This window comes from Ruegeria sp. YTSA072, from assembly GCF_059610285.1.
In genome coordinates, this window is sequence record NZ_JBXWNI010000003.1 from 349,083 (window position 1) to 370,609 (window position 21,527).

At 56.4% G+C, this 21,527-nt stretch carries 18 protein-coding genes; 9 read left to right on the forward strand and 9 right to left on the reverse strand.

The genetic code is table 11. The annotated features are described in order from the left end of the window. Position 1: 1 nt before the first annotated feature. The 8 genes from AC2FIB_RS08300 to AC2FIB_RS08335 are packed head-to-tail and all read left to right on the forward strand — an operon-like array spanning position 2 to position 8,985. The gene (locus tag AC2FIB_RS08300; protein ID WP_058271994.1) at positions 2–850 is read left to right on the forward strand and encodes a carbohydrate ABC transporter permease; all 849 of its coding nucleotides are present in this window, start codon (positions 2–4) and stop codon (positions 848–850) included. A gap of 22 nt (positions 851–872) precedes the next feature. Next, a complete protein-coding gene (locus AC2FIB_RS08305) occupies positions 873–2,213 on the forward strand; it encodes an alpha-glucosidase/alpha-galactosidase (protein WP_496734718.1) in 1,341 nt (446 codons plus the stop codon). Positions 2,214–2,238: 25 nt separating this feature from the next. Further along, complete coding sequence (locus AC2FIB_RS08310; RefSeq protein WP_496734719.1) at positions 2,239–3,948, forward strand: IlvD/Edd family dehydratase; 1,710 nt, start codon at positions 2,239–2,241, stop codon at positions 3,946–3,948. Continuing rightward, on the forward strand, positions 3,948–4,715 hold the full coding sequence (locus tag AC2FIB_RS08315) for an SDR family NAD(P)-dependent oxidoreductase (protein ID WP_496734721.1): 768 nt from the start codon (positions 3,948–3,950) through the stop codon (positions 4,713–4,715). Before AC2FIB_RS08310 ends, AC2FIB_RS08315 begins: the two co-directional genes overlap by 1 nt. Before the next feature lie 4 nt (positions 4,716–4,719). Further along, positions 4,720–5,613: a 2-dehydro-3-deoxygalactonokinase gene (locus AC2FIB_RS08320; RefSeq protein WP_496734723.1), complete on the forward strand. Its 894-nt coding sequence runs from the start codon at positions 4,720–4,722 to the stop codon at positions 5,611–5,613. Continuing rightward, a complete protein-coding gene (locus AC2FIB_RS08325) occupies positions 5,610–6,215 on the forward strand; it encodes a 2-dehydro-3-deoxy-6-phosphogalactonate aldolase (RefSeq protein WP_496734724.1) in 606 nt (201 codons plus the stop codon). Before AC2FIB_RS08320 ends, AC2FIB_RS08325 begins: the two co-directional genes overlap by 4 nt. Further along, positions 6,212–7,072, forward strand: coding sequence for an SMP-30/gluconolactonase/LRE family protein (locus AC2FIB_RS08330; RefSeq protein ID WP_496734725.1), 861 nt, complete (start codon positions 6,212–6,214; stop codon positions 7,070–7,072). Before AC2FIB_RS08325 ends, AC2FIB_RS08330 begins: the two co-directional genes overlap by 4 nt. Next, the gene (locus tag AC2FIB_RS08335; protein ID WP_496734727.1) at positions 7,069–8,985 is read left to right on the forward strand and encodes a beta-galactosidase; all 1,917 of its coding nucleotides are present in this window, start codon (positions 7,069–7,071) and stop codon (positions 8,983–8,985) included. Before AC2FIB_RS08330 ends, AC2FIB_RS08335 begins: the two co-directional genes overlap by 4 nt. Before the next feature lie 37 nt (positions 8,986–9,022). Here AC2FIB_RS08335 and AC2FIB_RS08340 read toward each other — a convergent pair whose 3' ends face one another. The 9 genes from AC2FIB_RS08340 to AC2FIB_RS08380 all read right to left on the reverse strand — a co-directional run bounded on the left by AC2FIB_RS08340 (position 9,023) and on the right by AC2FIB_RS08380 (position 20,277). Further along, complete coding sequence (locus AC2FIB_RS08340) at positions 9,023–10,288, reverse strand: ABC transporter permease (protein WP_496734728.1); 1,266 nt, start codon at positions 10,286–10,288, stop codon at positions 9,023–9,025. Then, entirely contained in the window at positions 10,285–11,205 is a 921-nt protein-coding gene (locus AC2FIB_RS08345) for an ABC transporter permease (RefSeq protein WP_108859642.1), read from the reverse strand. The genes AC2FIB_RS08340 and AC2FIB_RS08345 overlap by 4 nt, the downstream gene beginning before the upstream one ends. Before the next feature lie 11 nt (positions 11,206–11,216). Beyond that, complete coding sequence (locus AC2FIB_RS08350; protein WP_058272004.1) at positions 11,217–12,329, reverse strand: ABC transporter ATP-binding protein; 1,113 nt, start codon at positions 12,327–12,329, stop codon at positions 11,217–11,219. 118 nt (positions 12,330–12,447) lie between these two features. Next, positions 12,448–13,572 carry an extracellular solute-binding protein gene (locus AC2FIB_RS08355; RefSeq protein ID WP_496706236.1) on the reverse strand — a complete coding sequence of 375 codons (1,125 nt, stop codon included), beginning with the start codon at positions 13,570–13,572 and terminating at the stop codon, positions 12,448–12,450. Between the two features lie 458 nt (positions 13,573–14,030). Next, complete coding sequence (locus AC2FIB_RS08360; protein WP_058272006.1) at positions 14,031–15,113, reverse strand: ABC transporter ATP-binding protein; 1,083 nt, start codon at positions 15,111–15,113, stop codon at positions 14,031–14,033. Between the two features lie 3 nt (positions 15,114–15,116). Then, positions 15,117–16,772 carry an alpha-glucosidase gene (locus AC2FIB_RS08365; RefSeq protein ID WP_496841932.1) on the reverse strand — a complete coding sequence of 552 codons (1,656 nt, stop codon included), beginning with the start codon at positions 16,770–16,772 and terminating at the stop codon, positions 15,117–15,119. A gap of 9 nt (positions 16,773–16,781) precedes the next feature. Further along, positions 16,782–17,930, reverse strand: a complete 1,149-nt coding sequence (locus tag AC2FIB_RS08370; RefSeq protein WP_496841933.1) for a carbohydrate ABC transporter permease — start codon at positions 17,928–17,930, stop codon at positions 16,782–16,784. A 4-nt stretch (positions 17,931–17,934) separates the two neighbouring features. Beyond that, positions 17,935–18,942 (reverse strand): carbohydrate ABC transporter permease, encoded by a 1,008-nt coding sequence (locus AC2FIB_RS08375; protein WP_496734732.1) that lies wholly within the window; start codon positions 18,940–18,942, stop codon positions 17,935–17,937. A 66-nt stretch (positions 18,943–19,008) separates the two neighbouring features. Next, positions 19,009–20,277, reverse strand: coding sequence for an ABC transporter substrate-binding protein (locus AC2FIB_RS08380; RefSeq protein ID WP_058276650.1), 1,269 nt, complete (start codon positions 20,275–20,277; stop codon positions 19,009–19,011). Positions 20,278–20,493: 216 nt separating this feature from the next. Between AC2FIB_RS08380 and AC2FIB_RS08385 the strand changes: the two genes are divergently transcribed. Continuing rightward, positions 20,494–21,525: a LacI family DNA-binding transcriptional regulator gene (locus AC2FIB_RS08385; RefSeq protein ID WP_496734734.1), complete on the forward strand. Its 1,032-nt coding sequence runs from the start codon at positions 20,494–20,496 to the stop codon at positions 21,523–21,525. The last annotated feature ends 2 nt before the right edge of the window (positions 21,526–21,527 follow it).

Below are 21,527 nucleotides of genomic sequence, written 5' to 3' on the forward strand. Positions count from 1 at the left end.
GATGTTTCCCAAACCCATCGAAAAACAACCCCGCGGGGCTCAGATCACCTACCAGGCGATGCTGCCCCTGGCACTGCTGCTGTGGCTCGGCCCCCTGCTGGCGGTAGCGCTGTTCTCGGTCAAGCCGGCAGCCGACTTTACCAATGCGAACTACTGGGGGATGCCGTCCAGCTTTGAGGGTGCCTACAACTATGGGCAGGTATTCTTCAACTCGGACATGCCACGCTATTTGCTGAACTCGTTCATGATCACCATTCCAACAGTGATCGGTGCTGTTGCGCTTAGTTGCATGACCGGGTTTGCACTGGGGATCTATAAATTCCGCTCAAACATCTGGATCTTTTTCATGTTTGTTGCCGGCAATTTCGTACCATTTCAGATCCTAATGGTTCCGGTGCGAGATCTGACTCTAGAGCTGGGTCTCTACAACACCAAAACCGGCCTCGTCTTGTTCCACATTGCTTTCCAAACGGGCTTTTGCACGTTGTTCATGCGCAACTTTATCCGCGCCCTGCCCTTCGAACTGATCGAGGCAGCTCGCGTTGAAGGCATCAGTGAATGGCGCATTTTCTGGTACGTGGTCCTGCCGCTGATGAAACCGGCGATCGCGGCCCTCAGTGTGTTGATTTTTACCTTCATCTGGAACGACTACTTCTGGGCTGTCGTCCTGACACAGGGTGCGGAAAGCCAACCCGTGACAGCAGGTATAACCAGTTTTAACGCCCAATTTCGGGCGGCCTATCAACTAATGAGTGCCGGTTCCATCGTCGCGGCTCTGCCGCCGGTGGCCATGTTCTTCCTCATGCAGAAACACTTCATCGCGGGTTTGACCCTCGGTGCCGTAAAATAACGTCAAACCAAAGGTTTGCCACATGACCAAGATCACCTTTATCGGGGCAGGTTCCACGATATTCATGCAGAATATCGTGGGCGACGCCCTGTTGACCCCTGCACTGGCCGACAGCCATTTTGCGCTGATGGACATCGATCCCGTGCGCCTTGCCGAAAGCGAGGCCGTCGCCAAGGCGATGATCCGCTCTGTCGGAACAGGGGCATCTGTCACTACGCATACCGACCGGCGCGCCGCGCTTGAAGGCGCTGATTTCGTCATCACCGCCTTCCAGGTCGGCGGCTACAAACCCTGCACGGTGACGGATTTCGAGATCCCCAAACAATACGGCCTGCGCCAGACCATCGCTGACACCCTGGGCGTCGGCGGCATCATGCGAGGCCTGCGCACGGTTCCTGTGTTGTGGGACGTTGCACAAGACATGATGCAGCTCTGCCCAAACGCAACGCTGCTGCAATACGTGAACCCGATGGCGATCAACACATGGGCGCTGGCAGAACGTTTCCCGGCGCTGAAACATGTCGGCCTGTGTCACTCTGTCCAAAACACCGTTGAAGAACTTGCTCACGATCTGGACCTGCCCAAGGACGAGTTCCGCTACAAGGTGGCAGGCGTTAACCACGTGGCCTTTTTCCTGAGGCTGGAACACGAAGGGCGCGACCTCTACCCGGCGTTGCGGCAAGGGTATGCCGGCAGGCAAATTCCCAAACCACCGCTTTTGATGCCACGTTGCGCCAACAAGGTGCGGTATGAGGTGATGGAACATCTGGGCTATTTCTGCACGGAAAGTTCAGAACACTTGGCGGAATACGTTCCATGGTTCATCAAAGACGGCCGGCAGGACCTGATTGAGCAGTTCGGCATCCCGCTGGACGAATACCCAACCCGCTGCGAAGAACAGATCGCCAGTTGGAAAGAACAGGCCAAGATCCTGACAGACGGGCGTGATATTGAAGTGATCCGAAGCCATGAATTCGCCGCTGACCTGATGAATGCGATCGTGACGGATACGCCCTACGTGGCGTATGGGAATTTGCCCAATACTGGACAGATCCCTCAACTCCCCCTTGGAGCGGCTGTCGAAACACCTTGCCTTGTCGACACTAACGGTGTCCAACCTTCGGTAGTAACAGATATTCCGCCCCAGTTGATCGCGCTGATGCGCAGCCAGATCAACGTGCAGGAACTGACTGTACGGGCATTGGTTGAGCAGAACCCAGAATACATTTACCACGCCGCTATGATGGACCCGCATACGGCCGCTGAACTGGACCTGCGTCAGATCCGCAGCTTGGTTAGTGACCTGTTGGTGGCACATGCCGATTGGTTGCCAGACTGGTGCAAACCCGCCAAGGCGGCCTGATCCCAATTTTAGAAGGCTGAAAATAATGACAAAAAAACGCCGCTCTCAGCATTGGTATGGCAAGCTGGACAAGGATGGCTTTATCCACAGATCGTGGATGAAGAACCAAGGCTTTCCTGATCACGCCTTCGATGGTCGTCCGATCATTGGCATCTGCAACACGTGGTCGGAACTCACACCCTGCAACTCGGGCCTGCGTGATCTGGCCGAAGGTGTCAAACGCGGCGTGTGGGAGGCTGGAGGGTTTCCGGTCGAATTTCCCGTCATGTCGCTGGGCGAGACCCAAATGAAGCCCACCGCCATGCTGTTCCGCAACCTGCTGGCGATGGATGTCGAGGAATCTATTCGCGCCTATGGCATCGACGGCGTAGTCCTGTTGGGTGGTTGCGATAAGACCACGCCGGGGCAGCTGATGGGGGCCGCTTCGGTAGATCTGCCCTCTATCGTGGTCAGCTCTGGCCCGATGTTGAATGGGAAGTACCAGGGAAAAGACATTGGTTCGGGCACGGATGTTTGGAAATTCTCAGAAGCTGTGCGCGCTGGTGAGATGACACTGAAGGACTTCATGAATGCCGAGTCCGGCATGTCCCGCAGCGCCGGGGTCTGCATGACCATGGGCACAGCCTCGACCATGGCGTCGCTGGTCGAAGCAATGGGCATGTCCCTCCCGACCAACGCCGCCCTACCAGCAGTTGATGCCCGCCGGATGGCGCTGGCGCATCTGACAGGCAAACGGATTGTCGAGATGGTGGACGAAGATTTAAAACCGTCGGACATCCTGACCAAGGAAGCGTTCGAAAATGCCATTCTGGCCAATGCAGCCGTTGGCGGCTCGACCAATGCAGTGGTGCATTTACTCGCGCTGGCGGGCCGCGTGGGCGTAGACCTGACGCTGAAAGACTTTGAAATCGGGTCGGAAATCCCGCTGCTGGTGAACTGCATGCCCTCAGGGAAATACCTGATGGAGGATTTCTGCTACGCAGGCGGTGTGCCCGTGGTTCTGAACGAGTTGAAACCCTTCCTGCGCCCTGCAAAAACCGTTCTGAACAAAGATATCTCGGCGCATTTTGAAGGGGCAGAATGCTTTAACCCCGACGTCATCCGCCCCTTCGACGATCCGGTGAAACCCGCCGCGGGATTGCGCGTGCTGCGCGGGAACCTCGCGCCCAACGGGGCCATTGTGAAACCCTCGGCCGCGACGGATGCACTACTGGAAACCGAAGCCGAAGCCTACGTTTTTGAGAGCATCGAAGACTTGAAAGCCAATATTGACCGGGATGATCTGCCAGTAACGTCTGAAACCATTCTGGTCCTGAAGGGCTGCGGCCCAAAGGGCTATCCCGGCATGCCCGAGGTCGGCAACATGCCGATCCCGGCCAAACTGGTGAAGGAAGGCGTCCGCGACATGATCCGCATATCCGACGCCCGCATGTCCGGCACCGCCTATGGCACCGTCATCCTGCATGTCAGCCCCGAGGCACAGGCAGGAGGTACGCTGGCACTCGTCAAAACCGGGGACCGTATCCGGGTTTCTGCCAGCAACGGGGAATTGGAGTTGCTTGTCGCCGCTGAGGAGCTGGAAACCCGCCGCGCCGCGTGGCAACCGGATGATCCGCACTACACGCGCGGTTATGCGAAACTCTATGTCGACCACGTGCTGCAAGCCGATCAGGGCGCGGACCTAGATTTCCTCGTCGGCAAAGACACCCGCCTTGTGACCAGAGAGAGCCACTGATGGACCATCCAGCCACTTTCCACGATCTAAACGGCGCCTCGGTCTATATTACCGGCGGCGGCTCTGGTGTAGGGGCCGCACTGACAGACGGTTTTTTGGCCCAGGGCGCAAACGTTGCCTTTATCGGCCGCTCGGACGCCAGCGCATTCGTTGAGGAAATGCGAGACAAACATGGTCGCGCGCCGCTGTTCATGCAGGGCGACATGACGGATACCGAACTGCTGCACGCCACAATGCAAAAGGCTGCCGAGGCACATGGACCTTTGGATGTGTTGGTCAACAACGCCGCTAACGACAAGCGTCACTCGCTTGAGGAAACCACCGCCGAGTTCTGGGACTGGATGATTGAGGTGAACCTCAAGGCCTACTACTTCGCCTGTCAGGAGGCTGCGCGCCAAATGACTAGCAAAGGGGGTTCAATCGTCAACTTCAGCTCGATCAGCTACATGATGGGGAATGCGGGGTACCCTATCTATACGACGTCGAATGCCGGTATCACGGGGATGACGCGATCATTGGCGCGCGAGTTGGGGCCGAAAAAAATCCGTATCAATGCGCTGGCTCCCGGATGGGTTTTGACGCAAAAGCAACTTGATATGTGGGCGACGCCGGATGACCTGGCAGCGCATTTGGAGCGCCAGTGCCTGAAAGAACACCTGACGCCCGAAGACATGATTGCACCGACATTGTTCCTGGCCTCGGATGCCAGCCGCGCGATGACCGGACAGTGCATGGCCGTCGATGGCGGCGTTGTGGTAACGGGGTAAGGCCATGAATGCAGAGTGGATAGCCGTCGACTGGGGAACATCCCAACTGCGGGCCTGGGCCATGCAGGGCGACACCGTACTGGCGCAATCCCAGTCTGATCGGGGAATGGCCCGGCTGAGCAGAGATGCGTTTCAATCTGCCTTGCTTGACCTGATCGCCGACTGGCTGGGTCCTGAACCTGTCGACGTTGTGGCTTGCGGTATGGTCGGTGCACGGCAAGGTTGGGTTGAAGCACCCTACTCGGCCGTCCCGTCAGCGCCGCTGCCGGATGCGCCCATACGGGTACCCGGTACAGATGCCCGGATACGCGCATTCGTGGTGCCTGGTCTTAAACAGAACGCACCGCCAGACGTTATGCGCGGTGAGGAAACTCAAATATCTGGCTTTCTGGCAACCCGCCCGAACTGGGACGGGGTTATCTGCCTGCCCGGGACGCATTCAAAATGGGTTCAGATCAGCGCAGGAGAAGTCGTGAGCTTTCGAACGTTCATGACGGGTGAGATGTTTGAACTGCTCTCCGAGCAATCAGTGCTCAAGCATTCGGTCGGTGACGGCTGGGACGCCGACGCCTTCGCAGAAGCTACAGCAGACGCGTTGTCCAAACCCGAACAATTGGCTGCGCGCCTGTTCGGACTGCGAGCGGCGGATTTGTTGAACAATCAGGACAAGGGGACAGCCCGAGCCAAGTTATCCGGGCTTTTGATTGGGGCCGAGTTGGGCGCAACACGCCCCTACTGGTTGGGGCAGCAACTGGCAATCATCGGCGCTGAGGGGATGTCCCAAATCTACGCACGTGCGCTGCAATTACAGGGCGCTTTCGTAGACACAGCTAACGCAACTCAATGCACATTGGCAGGTCTGGCACAGGCCCGCAAACTAACGAGGCAAACCGCATGAGCCGCCCCATCATCGCCATTTTGCGTGGCTTGAAACCGTCAGTAGCTGTCGAAGTGGGCCATGCACTGATCGAATCCGGTATCGACAAGATCGAGGTGCCGTTGAATTCGCCTGACCCGCTGAACAGCATTGAATCGTTGGCCAGCTCATTCGGCGATCAAGCATTGATCGGCGCTGGCACGGTTCTGACCCCCGAGCAGGTAGAGGCCGTTTCGCAAGTTGGCGGTAAGCTGATCGTTTCCCCAAATTATGACGCCGAGGTCATTGTGCGTTCTGTCGCGCTTAACATGCAAAGCTGGCCGGGCGTCTATACCCCGACCGAAGCGTTTGCCGCGCTTAAGGCTGGCGCGACGGGATTGAAATTGTTCCCGGGTGTCACCGCCGGACCAAGTGGTTTGGCCGCACTGCGACCTGTATTGCCATCGGGTACTTTGGTCTATGCCGTTGGTGGCGCTGGACCTGAGAACTTCGCCGAATGGATCAAGGCTGGGGCAGACGGGTTTGGCATCGGATCGGCCCTGTTCAAACCGGGGATGTCCGTCACGGAAATTGCCGGTCAGGCCAAGCGGATCGTCGCTGCCTATGACGAGGCTGCTGGATGAGCTTTGTTTTTGATGATCGCCCTTGTGAGCTTGGCGAAGGACCCCTGTGGCATCCTGAACGCAAGCAACTGTTCTGGTTCGACATCATCAACAAACGTTTGATGACGCAGAGCGGGGTTGAGCAACACAGCTGGCAGTTTTCGGAACATGTCTCAGCAGCAGGTTGGGTTGACCGGGATACAATAGTGATGGCCTCGGAAACCGGTCTGTGGCGGTTTGGTTTGAACAGTGGTCAAAAAGACCTGATCGTCTCGCTTGAGGCGAACAACCCGGTCACCCGCTCCAATGACGGGCGCGCAGACCCGTGGGGCGGGTTCTGGATTGGGACGATGGGAAAAAACGCCGAACAAGAGGCGGGCGCGATCTATCGGTACTGGCAGGGCGAACTACGCCTGCTTGTGCCCGAGGTCACAATCTCGAACGCGATCTGTTTTGCCCCAGACAAGTCCCGCGTCTATTACACCGATACAGTCACACAACAGGTTAGGCGCTGCTCGCTGGAGCCTGAGACGGGGTGGCCCGAAGGCAATAGCATGGTGTTTCTCGACTTGCGCGCTGATGGCCTTTATCCCGATGGCGCTGTGGTTGACGCAGAAGGCAATATCTGGATCGCCCAATGGGGGGCAAACCGTGTCGCTTGCTATGACCCGAACGGGCGGTTTCGGCATGCTGTCTCGTTTCAGGCCGCACATACATCTTGTCCCGCCTTTGGCGGCGACGATCTGACAACGCTGTTTTGCACCACTGCCCGTCAGGGGTTGAACGCAGACACTGTTAAAACACAACCAACCAATGGCATGACCTTTGGCGCATTGGGCGCGGGCACAGGCCAGGCAGAACACAGAGTCCTTCTATGAAACCAGAACTTGGCGTTTGCTATTATCCGGAACACTGGCCCGAGGCATTGTGGGCCGAAGATGCGGCTCGGATGGTGGAAACCGGCATAAGCTTGGTCCGGATCGGTGAGTTTGCCTGGAGCCGGATGGAACCTGTTCCCGGTGAAATGCAATTCGATTGGCTTGATCGCGCCATCGACACGCTTGGGGCAGCAGGGCTAAAGGTCGTATTGGGGACGCCCACGGCAACTCCTCCGCGGTGGATGCTTGAGAAACACCCAGACATGCTGGCAGTTGATGCGCAGGGGAAAACACGAAAATTCGGCTCACGCAGGCATTATTGTTTCAGCCATTCAGGTTATGTCGAAGAATCCGTTCGCATCGCGCGGATCATGGGCGAGAGGTATGGACGAAACCCGCACGTCGCGGCGTGGCAGATCGACAATGAATACGGGTGCCATGACACGACCATAAGTTACAGCCGATCAGCAATGAGTGCCTTTCGGAGTTGGCTAGAGGATCAATACGGCAGCATTAACGCGCTAAATGAGGCGTGGGGTAACATATTCTGGTCGATGGAATACGCCGAATTCGACCAGATTGATCTGCCCAATCTGACAGTGACCGAACCCAACCCCGCACATGTATTAGCGTTCCGGCGATTTAGTTCGGATCAGGTTGCAGCGTACAACAAGGCGCAAGTGGATGCGCTGCGGGGACTGACGGATGCACCTTTGTTGCATAACTATATGGGGCGGGTGCTGGATTTCGATCATTTCAAGGTTGGCGACGATCTGGATATCGCCACTTGGGACAGCTATCCAATCGGTTTCCTCTCTGACCGGCTTGAGGCGGACGAAACGCACAAGACCACCTACCTTCAGCAAGGTGACCCTGACATGCAGGCGTTTCACCACGACCTGTACCGCGCGGTCGGCCGCGGACGTTGGTGGGTGATGGAGCAGCAACCCGGCCCGGTGAATTGGGCGCCATACAATCCGGCACCACTACCCGGAATGGTGAGGCTTTGGTCGCTTGAGGCTATTGCGCACGGGGCTGAGGTCGTCAGCTATTTCCGCTGGCGGCAAGCCCCATTCGCACAAGAGCAAATGCATGCGGGGCTGCTGACACCCAACAACCGCCCTGGCCCGGCGCTGGTTGAGGCGAAACAAACCGCAGACGCTTTGTCGGAACTGGGCGACATCGTTCAAACGCAGGCTCAAGTGGCGATCCTGTTCGATTACGCCTCAGATTGGGCTTGGGCGACACAGCCCCAGGGGGCGGGATTTGACTACTTTAGACTGGTGTTTTCGACGTATCGCGCCTTGCGGCGGGCGGGGTTGTCAGTAGACTTTGTTTCACAGGACACCCTTCCGCAAGACAGGTATAAGATCATATTTACTCCGGGGCTGGCAACGGTAGACCGCGATATAGAGCGTCGTCTGGGGGAGTCCTGCAATCTGGCCGTCCTGGGCCCACGCAGCGGGGCTATTACGCATGATTTCCAAATTCCAGAGGCGCGCCCCGGTCTGCATGGACTGAATTGCAATGTTGATTTTGTCGAAACCTTGCCACCAAACATACGGCGCAGCGTTGAAGGCGGCGGTGCGGCCCAACATTGGGTAGACAGGGTATCTGGCTCGGCCACCGACTTATTGCGATTTACAGATGGAACGCCCGCGCTGTCAGGAGATGACGACCTTTGGTATCTTGCAGGCTTCCCGGATGACGCATTGTGGAATCGGGTCGTCGAAATGGCCGCGCGCAAAACGGGTGTTGCCCTGCATCAGATGCCCGAGGGGCTACGTCGGCGTGAAACGGCCACGCACGTGTTCCTTATCAACTACAACGCGCAACCGATCGCGTGGAACGGCGACGTCGTTGACGCCTGTGACGTTGCTGTCACGCAGAAAGACGCGCCCGAAGAGGAATAGCCTCTCCGGGCGTTCGTTTTGGATTTAGCTTCAAAACCTACTGGTCAGTCTGCAGGCTGTTCGGGTCGAACACGCCCCCAAAGCCACCGTTGTTTGAAGGCGGAGTTTCAGTATCTGAACTCTCCTCCTCCGCGTCCCCACCCAGAGTATTCGGTGCGAAGACATTGCCAAAACCACTGTTGTTGGATGGTTTCGGTGTGGATTGCTGCGCACCACCTTGTTCGGCTTCTTCGGCCTCACGCTTCTTACGCTGTTCTTCGCGCTGCTTGCGCAGCTCTTGAATGCGTTGTTCCGCTTCCAGGCGTTTCTGCTCTTTCACATTGGCGATGCATTGGCCGGGGTTGTAGGCCGTTGCGGTGCCAACGACAGTGATCGTCGCCACCGCAAACACAACAAGCAAAACAGCCGCCATGTTGCCAGCAAAGAAGCTGGGCAGCTTAATCTTGCCGGCCAGCTCCTCAACTGTGGCACTCTTACGGGCTGCAGCCACCAGTTCCTGCCGCTTCAGCTTGGCTTCGTTCAACAAGGCAAAGAACACTGTCAGTGCCACGATGATGAAGGCCAGAGCCGAAATGGAGGGCGTGATACCATACCGGACCTTTTGCGCCAGTTCGATCGTCAGCGTCGGGTATTCACCAAAGGTGAAAGTGGTGGTGTTGTAGTTCTCGAACGAAGCGAGGAACGCCAGAACCGCCGCCGACGCAATCGCAGGACGCATGAAGGGCAACAGGATCTTGCGGAAAGCCTGAGCATGCGTTGCACCAAGGTCCAGCGCCGCTTCGGTCAATGCCACATCGTAACGCTGCAGGCGCGCCACCAGAACCAGCATGCAATAGCTTGCAATAAAGGTGGATTGGCCGATTACCGTCAGAAAGATACCGTTGGACAGGAAGCTATCTGCACCCAGTCCCAGCATCCGGTTGATCCGATCCCAGAACACCAAAGTCGAAATGCCCAGAACAACACCCGGGATCAAGATCGGAGCGATGATGATCGTATAGTAGGTCGCCCGCAACTTAGGCCAGATCTGCGTCAGCATCAGCGCACCGGCCAGACCCATCGCCACCGACAGAACAACCGTTCCGGCGCCAATGATCAGCGAGTTCTTGATGCCGTTCAGGATACGCTGATCCTGAAACAGCTCGCCGAACCACTGGAAGGTCAGACACTCCCACGGCGTCATGCGCGGGAAGGCCGACGAATTGAAGGCCGTGACCGACATGATTACCAGCGGGCCCAGCAGGTACAGGAAGAAGATGACCAGATAGACCCAGATGCTTACACGAAGGAAGGAATTATTCATTTCCCGATATCCCCCATGTTCACCTTGAACAGGCGCATCATCGCCAGCACGAACAGGATACAGGTCACCAGAAGAACGATGGCGTAGGCGGCACCCTGCGGCCAGTCATTGTTGTCATTGAATTGCTGGTAAATCAGCTGCGTGAACCACAGGCTGGACGGTCCGCCTAGGATTTGCGGCGCGGCCAGCGCACCGGCACTTAGCATGAACACCATGGTACAGCCCGAGCTGATGCCCGGTTTGGCGTAAGGAATGACCACACGCCAGTGAATCCGCCACCATGGCGCACCAAGATCGCGCGCAGCCTCGATCTGGTTTTTGTCCAGACTTTCGATCACGTTGTACATCGGGAAGATCATCAGCAGGATGTAAGCGTAACCCAGACCGGCATAGAGCGCGATGTCGTTGCGAATAAAGTCAAACGGCGTATCCCAGATGCCCAGCCCCACGAACAGGGTATTCAAAACACCGGTCTCACCAAAGATGATCCGCAGGGCAAAGGCACGTAAAATCTCGTTGATCCAGTATGGGATGATCAGCATGATCGCGAAGATGCGAATGTGGTTGCCCTTGGACTGGCCCAGATAATAGGCAATCGGATAGCAGAGGATCAGGTTGAAGACCGTCACACAGACTGCGGCCAGCAGTGTGCGAAAAAAGACCCTCAGGTCGACTGCATTATAGGACTGACTACCACCTTCGGGGCCATAGATCAGGTACTTGTAGTTCTCCAGCGTATAAACGTCCTTAGGCCCGCCAATCTCGGGCGGTGGCAGGTTCGGACGGAAGGAAAAATCCAGCATCGACAGCTGGGGCAGAATGATCAGGCCAATGGTCCAGAACAGGACAAGACCCAATATTGCGGCGCCCATGCCGATGCCGTTTCGGTTAAAGAATTCTTTCAGGAAGCCTGGCATAGTCGGCCCCCTTATTCCGCGGCCAATTCACCCGCCGGAACCAGAACCGCATTGCGGGTCTCATATTCCAACGTGATGTTTTGGCCTGTGTGGTCATCGAATGATTGGCCGAGGTTTGGCAAGGACACCTTGATCTCTTTACCGCCGTCACCTTCGGTGAAGATGTTGAAGACGTTACCTTCGAATTCTTCGTGGTTCACCCGCGCGGTGACAAAGTGATCGCCTGACGCACCATCGGAGGCGATCGCAAAAGCCTCGGGGCGAATGAACATCATGGCGTCATCACCCACTGCCAGCTTTCCTTGGTTGGCGGTCGAGATGCGTGCAACCAATTCACCAGACCGGTTCGTTGAAATCAGCGCTTCGTTCCCCATAATCTGTTTAATTTTGCCGCGGAACACGTTGTTTTCACCTACGAAAGAGGCCGCGAATGCAGTGTTGGGATCATTATAGATGGTCTTGCCATCGGCGATTTGATCGATGACACCAGCCCGCATGACCGCGATATTGTCTGACATGGTCAAGGCTTCGCCCTGGTCGTGGGTGATATAGATGAAGGTGATGCCGACGCGCTTTTGAATCTCACGCAGCTCGGTGCGCATATGCTGGCGCAGTTTGAGGTCCAGCGCGGACAACGGCTCATCCAGCAGCAGTACATCCGGTTCCGCACATAGCGCGCGGGCGATGGCAACCCGTTGTCGCTGACCGCCGGACAACTCACTTGGCAGCTTGTCACCTTGATCGGGCAGCGCGATCATGTCCAGCAGCTCATCGGCACGCTTCCGGCGCTCTTTTGCGCTTGCGCCACTGATCTCCAATGAGAAGGTGATATTTTCCCACACTTTCATCAGCGGGAACAACGCGAGGTTCTGAAAAATCAGGGCGGTCGGGCGTTTGTTCGGGCCGATGCCCCGCATATCCTTGCCGCCGATCAGAACTTTGCCTTCGCTTGGTTCAAGAAAGCCCGAAACTGCCCGCAGGATCGTTGTTTTGCCGCACCCCGAGGGACCGAGAAACGAAAAGAAATCGCCCCCGTTGATGTTCACGTTTGCATCCCTCACGGCAACAAAATCACCGAAACGGATCCACAGGTTCTCAAGATCTACACCGACCCCTGCACTCATTTTTGGTATCTCCGTCAGGTACGGTCCATGACCGCACCGAAATAGCGTCCGTCACGCCATTGTGGCATGCGGGTTGATAGCCCTCCGCACAGTGGCGGAGGGCACCTTGTCAAAGCAATCAGGCGCTTTTGAACTTGTTGACGAACTCAGTCCGAGTTTCGGCATACCACGGAGCCTCAGCAGGCCATGGGTTCAGGTTTGCCAGCGAGTCGCCCGGATAGGCCTCGGCGAAGTTCTTCTTGTAGGTGTCGCCCGCATATTGGTCGGCACCCAGAACTGGCGAGTTGTAGCCGTGGCTGTCGATGGCGACACCTGCGGGCTTGGCCTGATAGGCGAAATCGATGAAGGCATAAACCTGGTCGATGTTCTGCGCCCCGGTCGGCATCGACATACCGTCGACCCATGCCATCGCACCTTCGACCGGAGCCTGATAGTGCACCGGCTCACCAGCTGATTTCAGCGCCAGCGGCGGACCATCCCAGGTCTGGCCGACAATAACGCCTTCGTTCAACAGGCCGTTTTTCTGGGTGTCAGCGTCGTTCCAGATCAGCTTGATCCGGTTCTTCCGCTCGACGCACCAGTCGGTGATCTGACCCCAGACCTTGCGCATGGTGTCTTCGTCGCCGTACGCGGCCCAGACAGAGCCAGGCTCCATCTCACCGGAGGCTTCCATATACAGACCTGCGCCCAGCATCATCGAGTGTGCGCGACCCATGGTTTTACCTGCGTTTGCTTCGGACCAAACGTCCCCATAAGACGGGGCGTCGCCCTCGGGCAGCCACAGGTCGGTGCGGTAGGCAATGCCCTCGGTACCCCAGATATGCGGCAGCCAGTGCACTCCGCTGTCACCAAAGTTCCAAGCGTCGGTGCCGATCTGCGCCATCGCAGGGTTCACCAGATCAATCGGAACCTTGTTCATGTCGAAGGGCTGCAACAGTTCCAGCGGCCCCCACTGCAGCGAGCGGTTGTTCGTCGGCGATACGATGTCAAAGCCTTGGCCCTTGGTGGCCTTCATCTTGTTGATGATTTCTTCGTTCGACCCGATACCGGTATAGTTCACCTTGATTCCGGTCAGAGTTTCAAACTCTTGCAGGAATGCGGGCGGCAGATAGTCCGACCACATCAGAATGTTGATTTCACCCGATGATGCCAGCGCGCTTTTGCTGTAAAGCGGTGCTGCCAGTGCTGCTGCGCCCGCGCCTTTCAGGACCGAGCGTCTGGAAACGGTTTTCCGTTCAGCCATATTTTAGTTCTCCCGTTATTGGACTGTGTTGTTTTGTTATTATGGTTGCCACGCTAGAACTTTGCGGGGGCATTGTCAGGCCAAAAGTGACGGATTGGCAATTTCGTATGTCCAGATTACGATTTAATCTAGCAAATATAGCTAGTTACCCCCTAGGTCCGCAGTCACATATTGAGACCGAAGTAGCCTATTTTTGCCACGTTTCTTAAGAAATTAACACCGTTGCCCGTCCGATCCGGGACCAGATTTTGGGCCGCAATCCAATTGGGGAAAAGCGGGTTCAGTCATGCCAGACCGAAAGAAATCACGTCAAATACAGTCGTAAACTGCATGCTTTTGGCAACGCACACAGATCCCGGGACTTGCTGCCGTGGGGCCCAGACAACGTTCCAAGCCGTATGAAAAGGGACATTCGCGTGCTGCATCGCACCCGTCGATCCATCAGGTTTGGGTTACAGTTATTTTCTCATAGACAGGCCCTGGTGAAAAAGGTGAACCTTGCCCGGATCTGCTGAAACGGCAACCGTTTGGCCCCGCATGTTTTTTTGGACGCCCGGCAGTTTTGCGATTGTGGCGTCCTCCCCGTCTTTTGCCGCAAAATACAGCAGTGTGACTTCGCCAAGGGCTTCGGTAAAGTCCACAATCCCTTCCATAATCGGATTGCTTTCAACGGGGTGAAAGTCTTCGGGGCGCACTCCGATATTTACCTGTTTACCCTCGTCAGCTGCATCGGTAGGGATGCTGGTCACCGCGGTCCCACCACCATCCAGTTTTACGACGGTGCGCTCACCAGCCTGCGTGATGACACCCGGCAAAAGGTTCATTGCAGGTGAGCCAATAAATTGCGCGACAAACTCATTGTCAGGCGTTTCATACAGTTCGAGAGGGGTGCCAACCTGTGCGATCCCCTTGTTGGCCAGGACGACAATCCGGGTGGCCAATGTCATCGCCTCGACCTGATCGTGGGTGACGTAGACCATCGTGCTGTCCGGCATCGCCTCTTTCAGGCGGGCGATTTCGATGCGGGTCGCGACGCGCAGCGCTGCATCAAGATTGGAAAGAGGCTCATCAAACAGATAAACTTTTGGGTCGCGCACGATCGCCCGGCCGATTGCAACCCGTTGCCGCTGACCACCGGAAAGGGCCTTGGGAAGTCGGTCCAGAAACGGTTCCAACTGTAGGATACGAGCTGCGCGGTCAACTGCTGCGTCGACCTCGTCCGATGGCATTTTGGCGATCTTCAATGCAAAGGCCATATTCTCGCGCACCGTCATGTGCGGATACAGGGCATAGCTTTGAAAAACCATCGCAATGCCCCTTTGCGCGGGCGGTACATCGTTCATCACCTGACCTTCGATCTCAAGCGTTCCGCCCGAAATCTTCTCTAATCCCGCAATCATGCGCAGCAACGTAGATTTTCCACAGCCAGAGGGCCCGACAAAAACGATCAGTTCACCGCGTTCGATGTCCAGGTTGATGTTTTTGAGCACATCGACGTTGCCATAGGTCTTTGCCACATCCGTGAGATTGAGTTCCGACATGGCTTACTCCTTTTCGCGCATCATCAAACAGAATTGAGCCGCGTCGAGGGTGATTGTCCCCGCCCCTTCGACGCCGCCCAACTCTTGCCCGATTGCCTGCCAGTTACCGTCGGGCAGTGTGATTTCCGCGCTGTCAGATCCAAGATTGAATGCGCAGAATATCTGTTGGACATTGTCCTCACGCAGGAAGGCAAGGATCGGTCCAGACTGCGCCATCTCGCGCTGTTGGCCAGACATCAATGCGGAATGCGCGTGGCGCAGCGCAATGGCACGGCGATAATGTTGCAGCATGGAGTTTGGGTCTTGCTCTAACCTGTCTACTGCACGCTCGGCCTGCGTTTGGCTGACGGGCAACCAGGGGGCTCCAGTACTGAACCCGGACTGTTCGTCCTGCGCAGCCCAAACCATTGGAGTGCGGCAGCCATCACGGCCCTTGAACTCCGGCCAGAATTCTATGCCGTAAGGGTCCTGCAGATCTTCAAACGGTACGTCCGCCTCGGGAAGACCAAGCTCTTCTCCTTGATACAAGCACGCTGACCCACGCAGGCACATCATCAAAACGGCGTGCTGACGGATGGCAGCGTCGTCTAGCGCCCACCGCGACGCGTGGCGCTGAACATCGTGGTTCGAGAAAGCCCAGCAAGGCCATGCATCGCCAGCCTTTTCTTCCAACTGATCAAACACCTGCTTGGCGTACGCGGCGGTCAAAGCGCGTTTTTCGAGAAACTCAAAAGCATAACACATATGCATGCGTTTATCGCCGCTGGTGTACTCGCCCATGATCTCAAGACCGCGCTGCGCGTCGCCAACCTCGCCCAAACAAGCGCGGCCTTCGTATTCGTCCGTTAGTGCGCGCAACCGTTCGAGGAAGGCGATGTTTTCCGGCTGGCTTTTGGAATGAAGGTGATCCTGATGGTTATAGGGGTTCACCATGGGCGCGATCGAGGCATTGCGCTGATCCATCGGCAGGCCAGGGTTGTCGCGCAGTTGTTTGTCGTGGAAATAGAAGTTGATCGTGTCCAGACGGAAACCATCCACGCCCAAGTCCAGCCAGAACCGCGCCACATCCAGCAATGCATCCTGCACGTCCGAGAAATGGAAGTTCAGATCCGGCTGCGACGTCAGGAAATTGTGCAGATAGTACTGCAAGCGCCGGGAATCCCACTGCCATGCGGACCCACCAAAAATCGACAGCCAGTTGTTTGGCGGCGTGCCGTCGGGCTTGGGATCGGCCCAAACATACCAGTCGGACTTGGCATTGTCGCGACTGGACCGGCTTTCCTTAAACCATGGGTGCTGATCCGACGTGTGCGACAGCACGAGGTCAATCATCACCTTCAGCCCAACTGAATGCGCCTGATCCAAGAGTTCCTTAAAGTCCTCCATGGTTCCGAACATCGGATCAACATCACGATAGTCGCTGACATCGTAACCGAAGTCCTTCATCGGTGATTTGAAGAAGGGCGAGATCCAGATTGCGTCGACGCCAAGCGAAGCGATGTAACCAAGCCTTTGGGTGATACCCTTGAGATCTCCAATTCCATCGCCGTTGCTGTCCTGAAAACTGCGTGGATAGATCTGGTAGATCACCCCGCCCCGCCACCATTCGACGGCTGCTTTGGTAGCTGTTTCGAGTTTCACGGTGTTCTGCACGTTCATCAGACGCCTCTACTTAACGGACCCGGCCAACAGACCGCGGACCAGATATTTTTGCATTGCGAAGAAAACAATCAGCGGGACGATGATCGAAACAAAGGCCGCTGTGGCAAGGATTTCCCAATTCCCGCCGCGCGTGCCCAAAAGCTCGACGATGCGGTTGGTCATGACAGTGGTCTGTCCGGATGCGTCGATCAGGAACACCTTGGCGACCAGCAAGTCATTCCACGTCCAGAGAAACTGGAAGATCGCAAAAGACGCCAACGCTGGAAAACTGAGCGGCAAGATCAACTTGGTAAAGATCTGAAACTCGGTCGCGCCATCGACCCGCGCGTTTTCGATCAGATCGCGGGGCAGACCCGCCATGTAGTTACGCAAAAGATAAATCGCCAGCGGCAACCCGAACCCGGTATGTGCCATCCAAACCCCCAAATACCCTTTGCCAATCCCGATATTCAGGTGGAATTTCAGCAACGGGATCAGGGCCAGTTGCAGCGGGACAACAAGCAGGCCAACGACAGCCGCAATAAGCAACGCGCGCCCGGGGAAATCCATCCAGGCCAGCGCGTAGGCTGCAAAAGCCGCCACGAGAATCGGAATGATCGTTGCCGGTATCGTCACGGTCAACGTGTTGAAAAATGCGCGTCCCATACTGTCGGTGCTGTCTTCTGCCAGAAGAACCTTGTGATAATTGTCTAAGGTAAACTCAGGCGGCAATTCTGCAGTTACAAAAACACGCGATCCGCGGCTGCCGGTGAACTCGTCCGGGTTCTCCATGCGGTAATTCCCTGCGGCATCTACGGTGATTGTGCCGCCCTTTCGCAGCTCAGCTGTTTCGCCGGGGGCAAAGGCATCAATCGCGCGAGAGCTGATCCCCCATTTTGAGATTGTCGCCTTCGTCCCTTCGTCAAACAGATTGCCTTCGATCACGTAGATCCCTTTTTCCAGAACTTGGGTTTCCGGGTCAGCGCTGCGCAGTGTTAGGTTCTGCTCGGACGGAAACAGCGACCGCCACCAACCGCTGGTTGCGATTTGATCCGCTGTCCGAAAAGACGAGATCAAAAGGCCCAGAGTTGGCACGACCCACAGCACCACCAGAAAGAGGACCGAGGCATGGACGACCCAGCGAAGGGCGGGTTTGGTTCCTGCGATATCGCTCATGACCCTACTCCATCTCTTTCCGCGCGTTGCGCACATTCCAGACAAGGATTGGAGCCACTAAGAGCATGATCACCATGGCCGAAGCCGACCCGACGCCCCAGTCGTTGGCGCGGAACAGCTTGTCATACATGTAGTTGGCCAAGACCTGCGTTTCCCACTGGCCATTGGTCATTGCAAAAACGATGTCAAAGACCTTGAGGACGGTGATCGTAATCGTGGTCCAAACGACAAGGATTGTGGTTTTGATCTGCGGCACCTTGATCCGAAAGAATATCTGAAACGGATTGGCCCCATCCAGAATTGCGGCCTCAATCGTTTCCTCGGGGATTCCGCGCAGGGCGGCCGATAAGATAACCATGGCAAAACCGGTTTGGATCCAGATGAGGACAACCATCAGCAAAAAGCTGTTCCAGAACGGTATTGTCAGCCACGTCTGCGGCTCGGTCCCACCAAAGAAAATATAGAGCGCATTGAGCATGCCAATCTGATCTTGTTCAGCCGGACGAGTGTCATAGACCAGCTTCCAGATAACCGATGCCCCCACGAACGAGATCGCCATTGGCATAAAGATCAGCGACTTGGCGAGATTGCCCCAACGAATGCGGTCAGTCAGCTGTGCCACCAACAGGCCAAAGGCCGTCGACATTGCTGGCACAATGATCAGCCAGAACATGTTGTTGCGCATCGCTTCCCAAAACTTGGGCTCCTTGGCCATCTGGATATAGTTGTCCAGCCCGACCCATTTGTAGCCGCCGCCCGGGACACGATCAGTCAGTGACAGGCGCAGGGTTTCGACAACCGGATAGGCCAAATACAAGCCCAAAGCAGCCAGCGCTGGGAACAGAAACAACCAAGGCCGGATCATGTTCGCGCGGTTGATATTGCGGCCAGAATTCGGCCCCCGAGGCGGGAAAAGAACTCTGTCCAGAAACTGGTTGGATAGATAGAAATAGCCCACGCAACCTGACACGCCAATGGCGATGGTCAGCAGGCCTTGAAATGCCGGGTGCATGCCGCTCTCCCTTGCGACGATGGGTTCGGGCAACCCGACAGAGCGGGTTGCCCAATCTCAGACGCTTTAGTCCAGCGCGTCCCACGAGGACTGGATTTCGTCGGCGACGTCCTGGGCAGGTGTTCCGCCCGTATAGTCGACCATTCCAGTCCAGAAGGTGCCTGCACCCACGCCGCCCGGCATCAGGTCGGAACCGTCAAACCGGAAGGTGGTGGCCCCCAGAAGAATGTCGTTCATCTTCTTCAGCGTTGGGTCTGAGAAGACCGAGGTATCGACGCCTTTGTGCGGCGTCAGGAACCCGGTCAGAGCCATCCAGGCTTCATGCGCCTCCGGCGTTTCCAGGTATTTCATCAGCGCATGCGCGCCCGGGCTGTCATTGGTAATGGCCCAAACTGTGCCGGCCCCAAGGACCGGGCTGCCGAGGTCTTTACCTTCATAGGCCGGGAAGTAGAAGAAGTCAGCATCCTCGCCCACAACCGTACCTTCGGGGAAGAAGGCGGGAATGAACGAGGCCTGACGGTGCATGTAACACTGCGGAGGCGAGCTGAACATGCCCTTCGGGCTGTCACGGAAGTCAGTCGTTGCAACCGCACCGGCTCCGCCGGCCACGTAATCATCGTTGCGCGCAAACGCTCCGAATTCTTCAATAGCGGCGACAACCTTAGGATCGTTAAATTTCAATTCGTTGGCGACCCAGGCGTCATAATCTTCGGGCGGTAACGTGCGCAGCATCATGTCTTCAACCCAGTCAGTCGCTGGCCAACCGGTCGCTCCGCCGGACCCCAGCCCGATGCACCATGGCGTTTCGCCATCCGCAACGATCTGATCAGTCAGCGCCTTCAGCTCTTCCATTGTGGTCGGGATTTCATAGCCGGCGTCTTCGAAGTTCTCCGGCACAAACCAAACCAGCGATTTCACGTCGACCTTGTAGAAAAATCCATACAGATGGTCCTGCCCGTCCGGGCCCTGATAGGTTCCCAGATCCACCCACGACTGACCGGCCGCATAGTTGTCGCGAATCCAATCCGCAGTTCCTTCACTCAGGGGAGTCAGGAAACCCGCCTTGGCCATATCTGACGCCAGACCGGGTTGGGGAAACACTGCTACGTTGGGCGCCGATCCGGCTTCGGCATCAATTCTGATCTGCTGCTCAAAGCTGTCCGAGCCGACATAGCTGTACTCATGCCCGGTCGCCGCGGCAAAGCCGTCCAAAACCTTTTCGACATTTTCCTGATCAGGCCCCAGCCACGGGCCAAACACGGTGACCTTGTCGGCATACGCCGCGCCCGCCATCAGGGCGAACGTGGCCGCGCCTGCATAAAGCGAGTGTTTCATAAAGTTTCCTCCCAACTTTGTTCGCGCTCTTGAGACTCATTTTCAAAGCGCTTTGGATACCGAACTTTATCCGCTAACATTCAATTTTTGTCAATAATCTGTTTACTGTTGCGTATATTATTAATATTCAGGGCAGTGTCAGCAAGATGTGGCACTCGGGCGGGAAGCGCCCGCAAATCTGAAAATGATCAAATTTGAAGGCGCTTTGAGGCGAAGATGAATCTAAAGCAGCTCTCAGAAATCCTTGGTTTATCTCAAACCACTGTCAGCCGCGCGCTGAATGGTTACCCCGAGGTGAACGAGGATACGCGCCTGCGCGTCCAAGCCGCCGCTGCCAAGCATAGCTATCGACCGAACAGCCGGGCCAAGGGACTGGCAACAGGGCGCTCGATGGTGATTGGGCACGTGATTCCCTCCTCATCCCAGCATGAAATGGTGAACCCGATTTTTGGTGATTTTGTCGCCGGTGCTGCACGCAAGTATTCGGATCATGGATATGACATGATGTTCACTAATGCAGATGACACCTCAATCGAGGAAGCCTATCGCAGTCTTTTCCAGCGTGGCGCGGTCGATGGTATTGTATTGCAAGGCCCCAAGGTCAACGAACACCGGATCGAGGTCCTAACCAGAATGGGCGTACCCTTTATCGTTCATGGCAGATCAACCGGGGTGGACGTGCCCTATGACTGGATCGACGTGAACAACAAAAGTTCGTTCCTACGCGCCACCCGGTTTCTGATCGACCTTGGGCATCGCCGCATTGCCCTGATCAACGGGCTTGAGGATATGGATTTCGCTCAACGTCGCCGCGACGGATATCTTGAAGCCCTGCATGAGGCAGGTCTGTCCCCCGACTCGGAATTGATGCGCAGCGCCGAGATGACCGAGGTTTATGGCCACCATGAAACCCGCGCTATGCTTCGCCTGGATGACCCACCTACGGCCATCCTGACCGCATCCATGATTTCCGCGATCGGTGTGCGCCGTGCACTCAACGAAGCGGGGTTGAAGATGGGCAAGGATGTCTCGGTCATCGCCCATGACGACGACTTATCTTACCTCAAGAACGGTCAGGACGTACCGATTTTCACCGCTACAAGATCGTCTGTACGTAGGGCCGGAGAAATGGCGGCTGAAATGCTGATCGAACGTATCAAATCTCCGGAAGACCCGGTGAAAACTAGATTGCTGGAGGCCGAACTGGTAGTTGGCGGCTCAACCGGCCCCGCCCCAAACAGGTTCTGAAA

Excerpts from the sequence above, each read along its gene's own strand:
- AC2FIB_RS08300 (WP_058271994.1), top strand. The coding sequence starts at position 2 with ATGTTTCCCAAACCCATCGAAAAACAACCCCGCGGGGCTCAGATCACC.
- AC2FIB_RS08305 (WP_496734718.1), top strand. The coding sequence starts at position 873 with ATGACCAAGATCACCTTTATCGGGGCAGGTTCCACGATATTCATGCAG.
- AC2FIB_RS08310 (WP_496734719.1), top strand. The coding sequence starts at position 2,239 with ATGACAAAAAAACGCCGCTCTCAGCATTGGTATGGCAAGCTGGACAAG.
- AC2FIB_RS08315 (WP_496734721.1), top strand. The coding sequence starts at position 3,948 with ATGGACCATCCAGCCACTTTCCACGATCTAAACGGCGCCTCGGTCTAT.
- AC2FIB_RS08320 (WP_496734723.1), top strand. The coding sequence starts at position 4,720 with ATGAATGCAGAGTGGATAGCCGTCGACTGGGGAACATCCCAACTGCGG.
- AC2FIB_RS08325 (WP_496734724.1), top strand. The coding sequence starts at position 5,610 with ATGAGCCGCCCCATCATCGCCATTTTGCGTGGCTTGAAACCGTCAGTA.
- AC2FIB_RS08330 (WP_496734725.1), top strand. The coding sequence starts at position 6,212 with ATGAGCTTTGTTTTTGATGATCGCCCTTGTGAGCTTGGCGAAGGACCC.
- AC2FIB_RS08335 (WP_496734727.1), top strand. The coding sequence starts at position 7,069 with ATGAAACCAGAACTTGGCGTTTGCTATTATCCGGAACACTGGCCCGAG.
- AC2FIB_RS08340 (WP_496734728.1), bottom strand. The coding sequence starts at position 10,288 with ATGAATAATTCCTTCCTTCGTGTAAGCATCTGGGTCTATCTGGTCATC.
- AC2FIB_RS08345 (WP_108859642.1), bottom strand. The coding sequence starts at position 11,205 with ATGCCAGGCTTCCTGAAAGAATTCTTTAACCGAAACGGCATCGGCATG.
- AC2FIB_RS08350 (WP_058272004.1), bottom strand. The coding sequence starts at position 12,329 with ATGAGTGCAGGGGTCGGTGTAGATCTTGAGAACCTGTGGATCCGTTTC.
- AC2FIB_RS08355 (WP_496706236.1), bottom strand. The coding sequence starts at position 13,572 with ATGGCTGAACGGAAAACCGTTTCCAGACGCTCGGTCCTGAAAGGCGCG.
- AC2FIB_RS08360 (WP_058272006.1), bottom strand. The coding sequence starts at position 15,113 with ATGTCGGAACTCAATCTCACGGATGTGGCAAAGACCTATGGCAACGTC.
- AC2FIB_RS08365 (WP_496841932.1), bottom strand. The coding sequence starts at position 16,772 with ATGAACGTGCAGAACACCGTGAAACTCGAAACAGCTACCAAAGCAGCC.
- AC2FIB_RS08370 (WP_496841933.1), bottom strand. The coding sequence starts at position 17,930 with ATGAGCGATATCGCAGGAACCAAACCCGCCCTTCGCTGGGTCGTCCAT.
- AC2FIB_RS08375 (WP_496734732.1), bottom strand. The coding sequence starts at position 18,942 with ATGCACCCGGCATTTCAAGGCCTGCTGACCATCGCCATTGGCGTGTCA.
- AC2FIB_RS08380 (WP_058276650.1), bottom strand. The coding sequence starts at position 20,277 with ATGAAACACTCGCTTTATGCAGGCGCGGCCACGTTCGCCCTGATGGCG.
- AC2FIB_RS08385 (WP_496734734.1), top strand. The coding sequence starts at position 20,494 with ATGAATCTAAAGCAGCTCTCAGAAATCCTTGGTTTATCTCAAACCACT.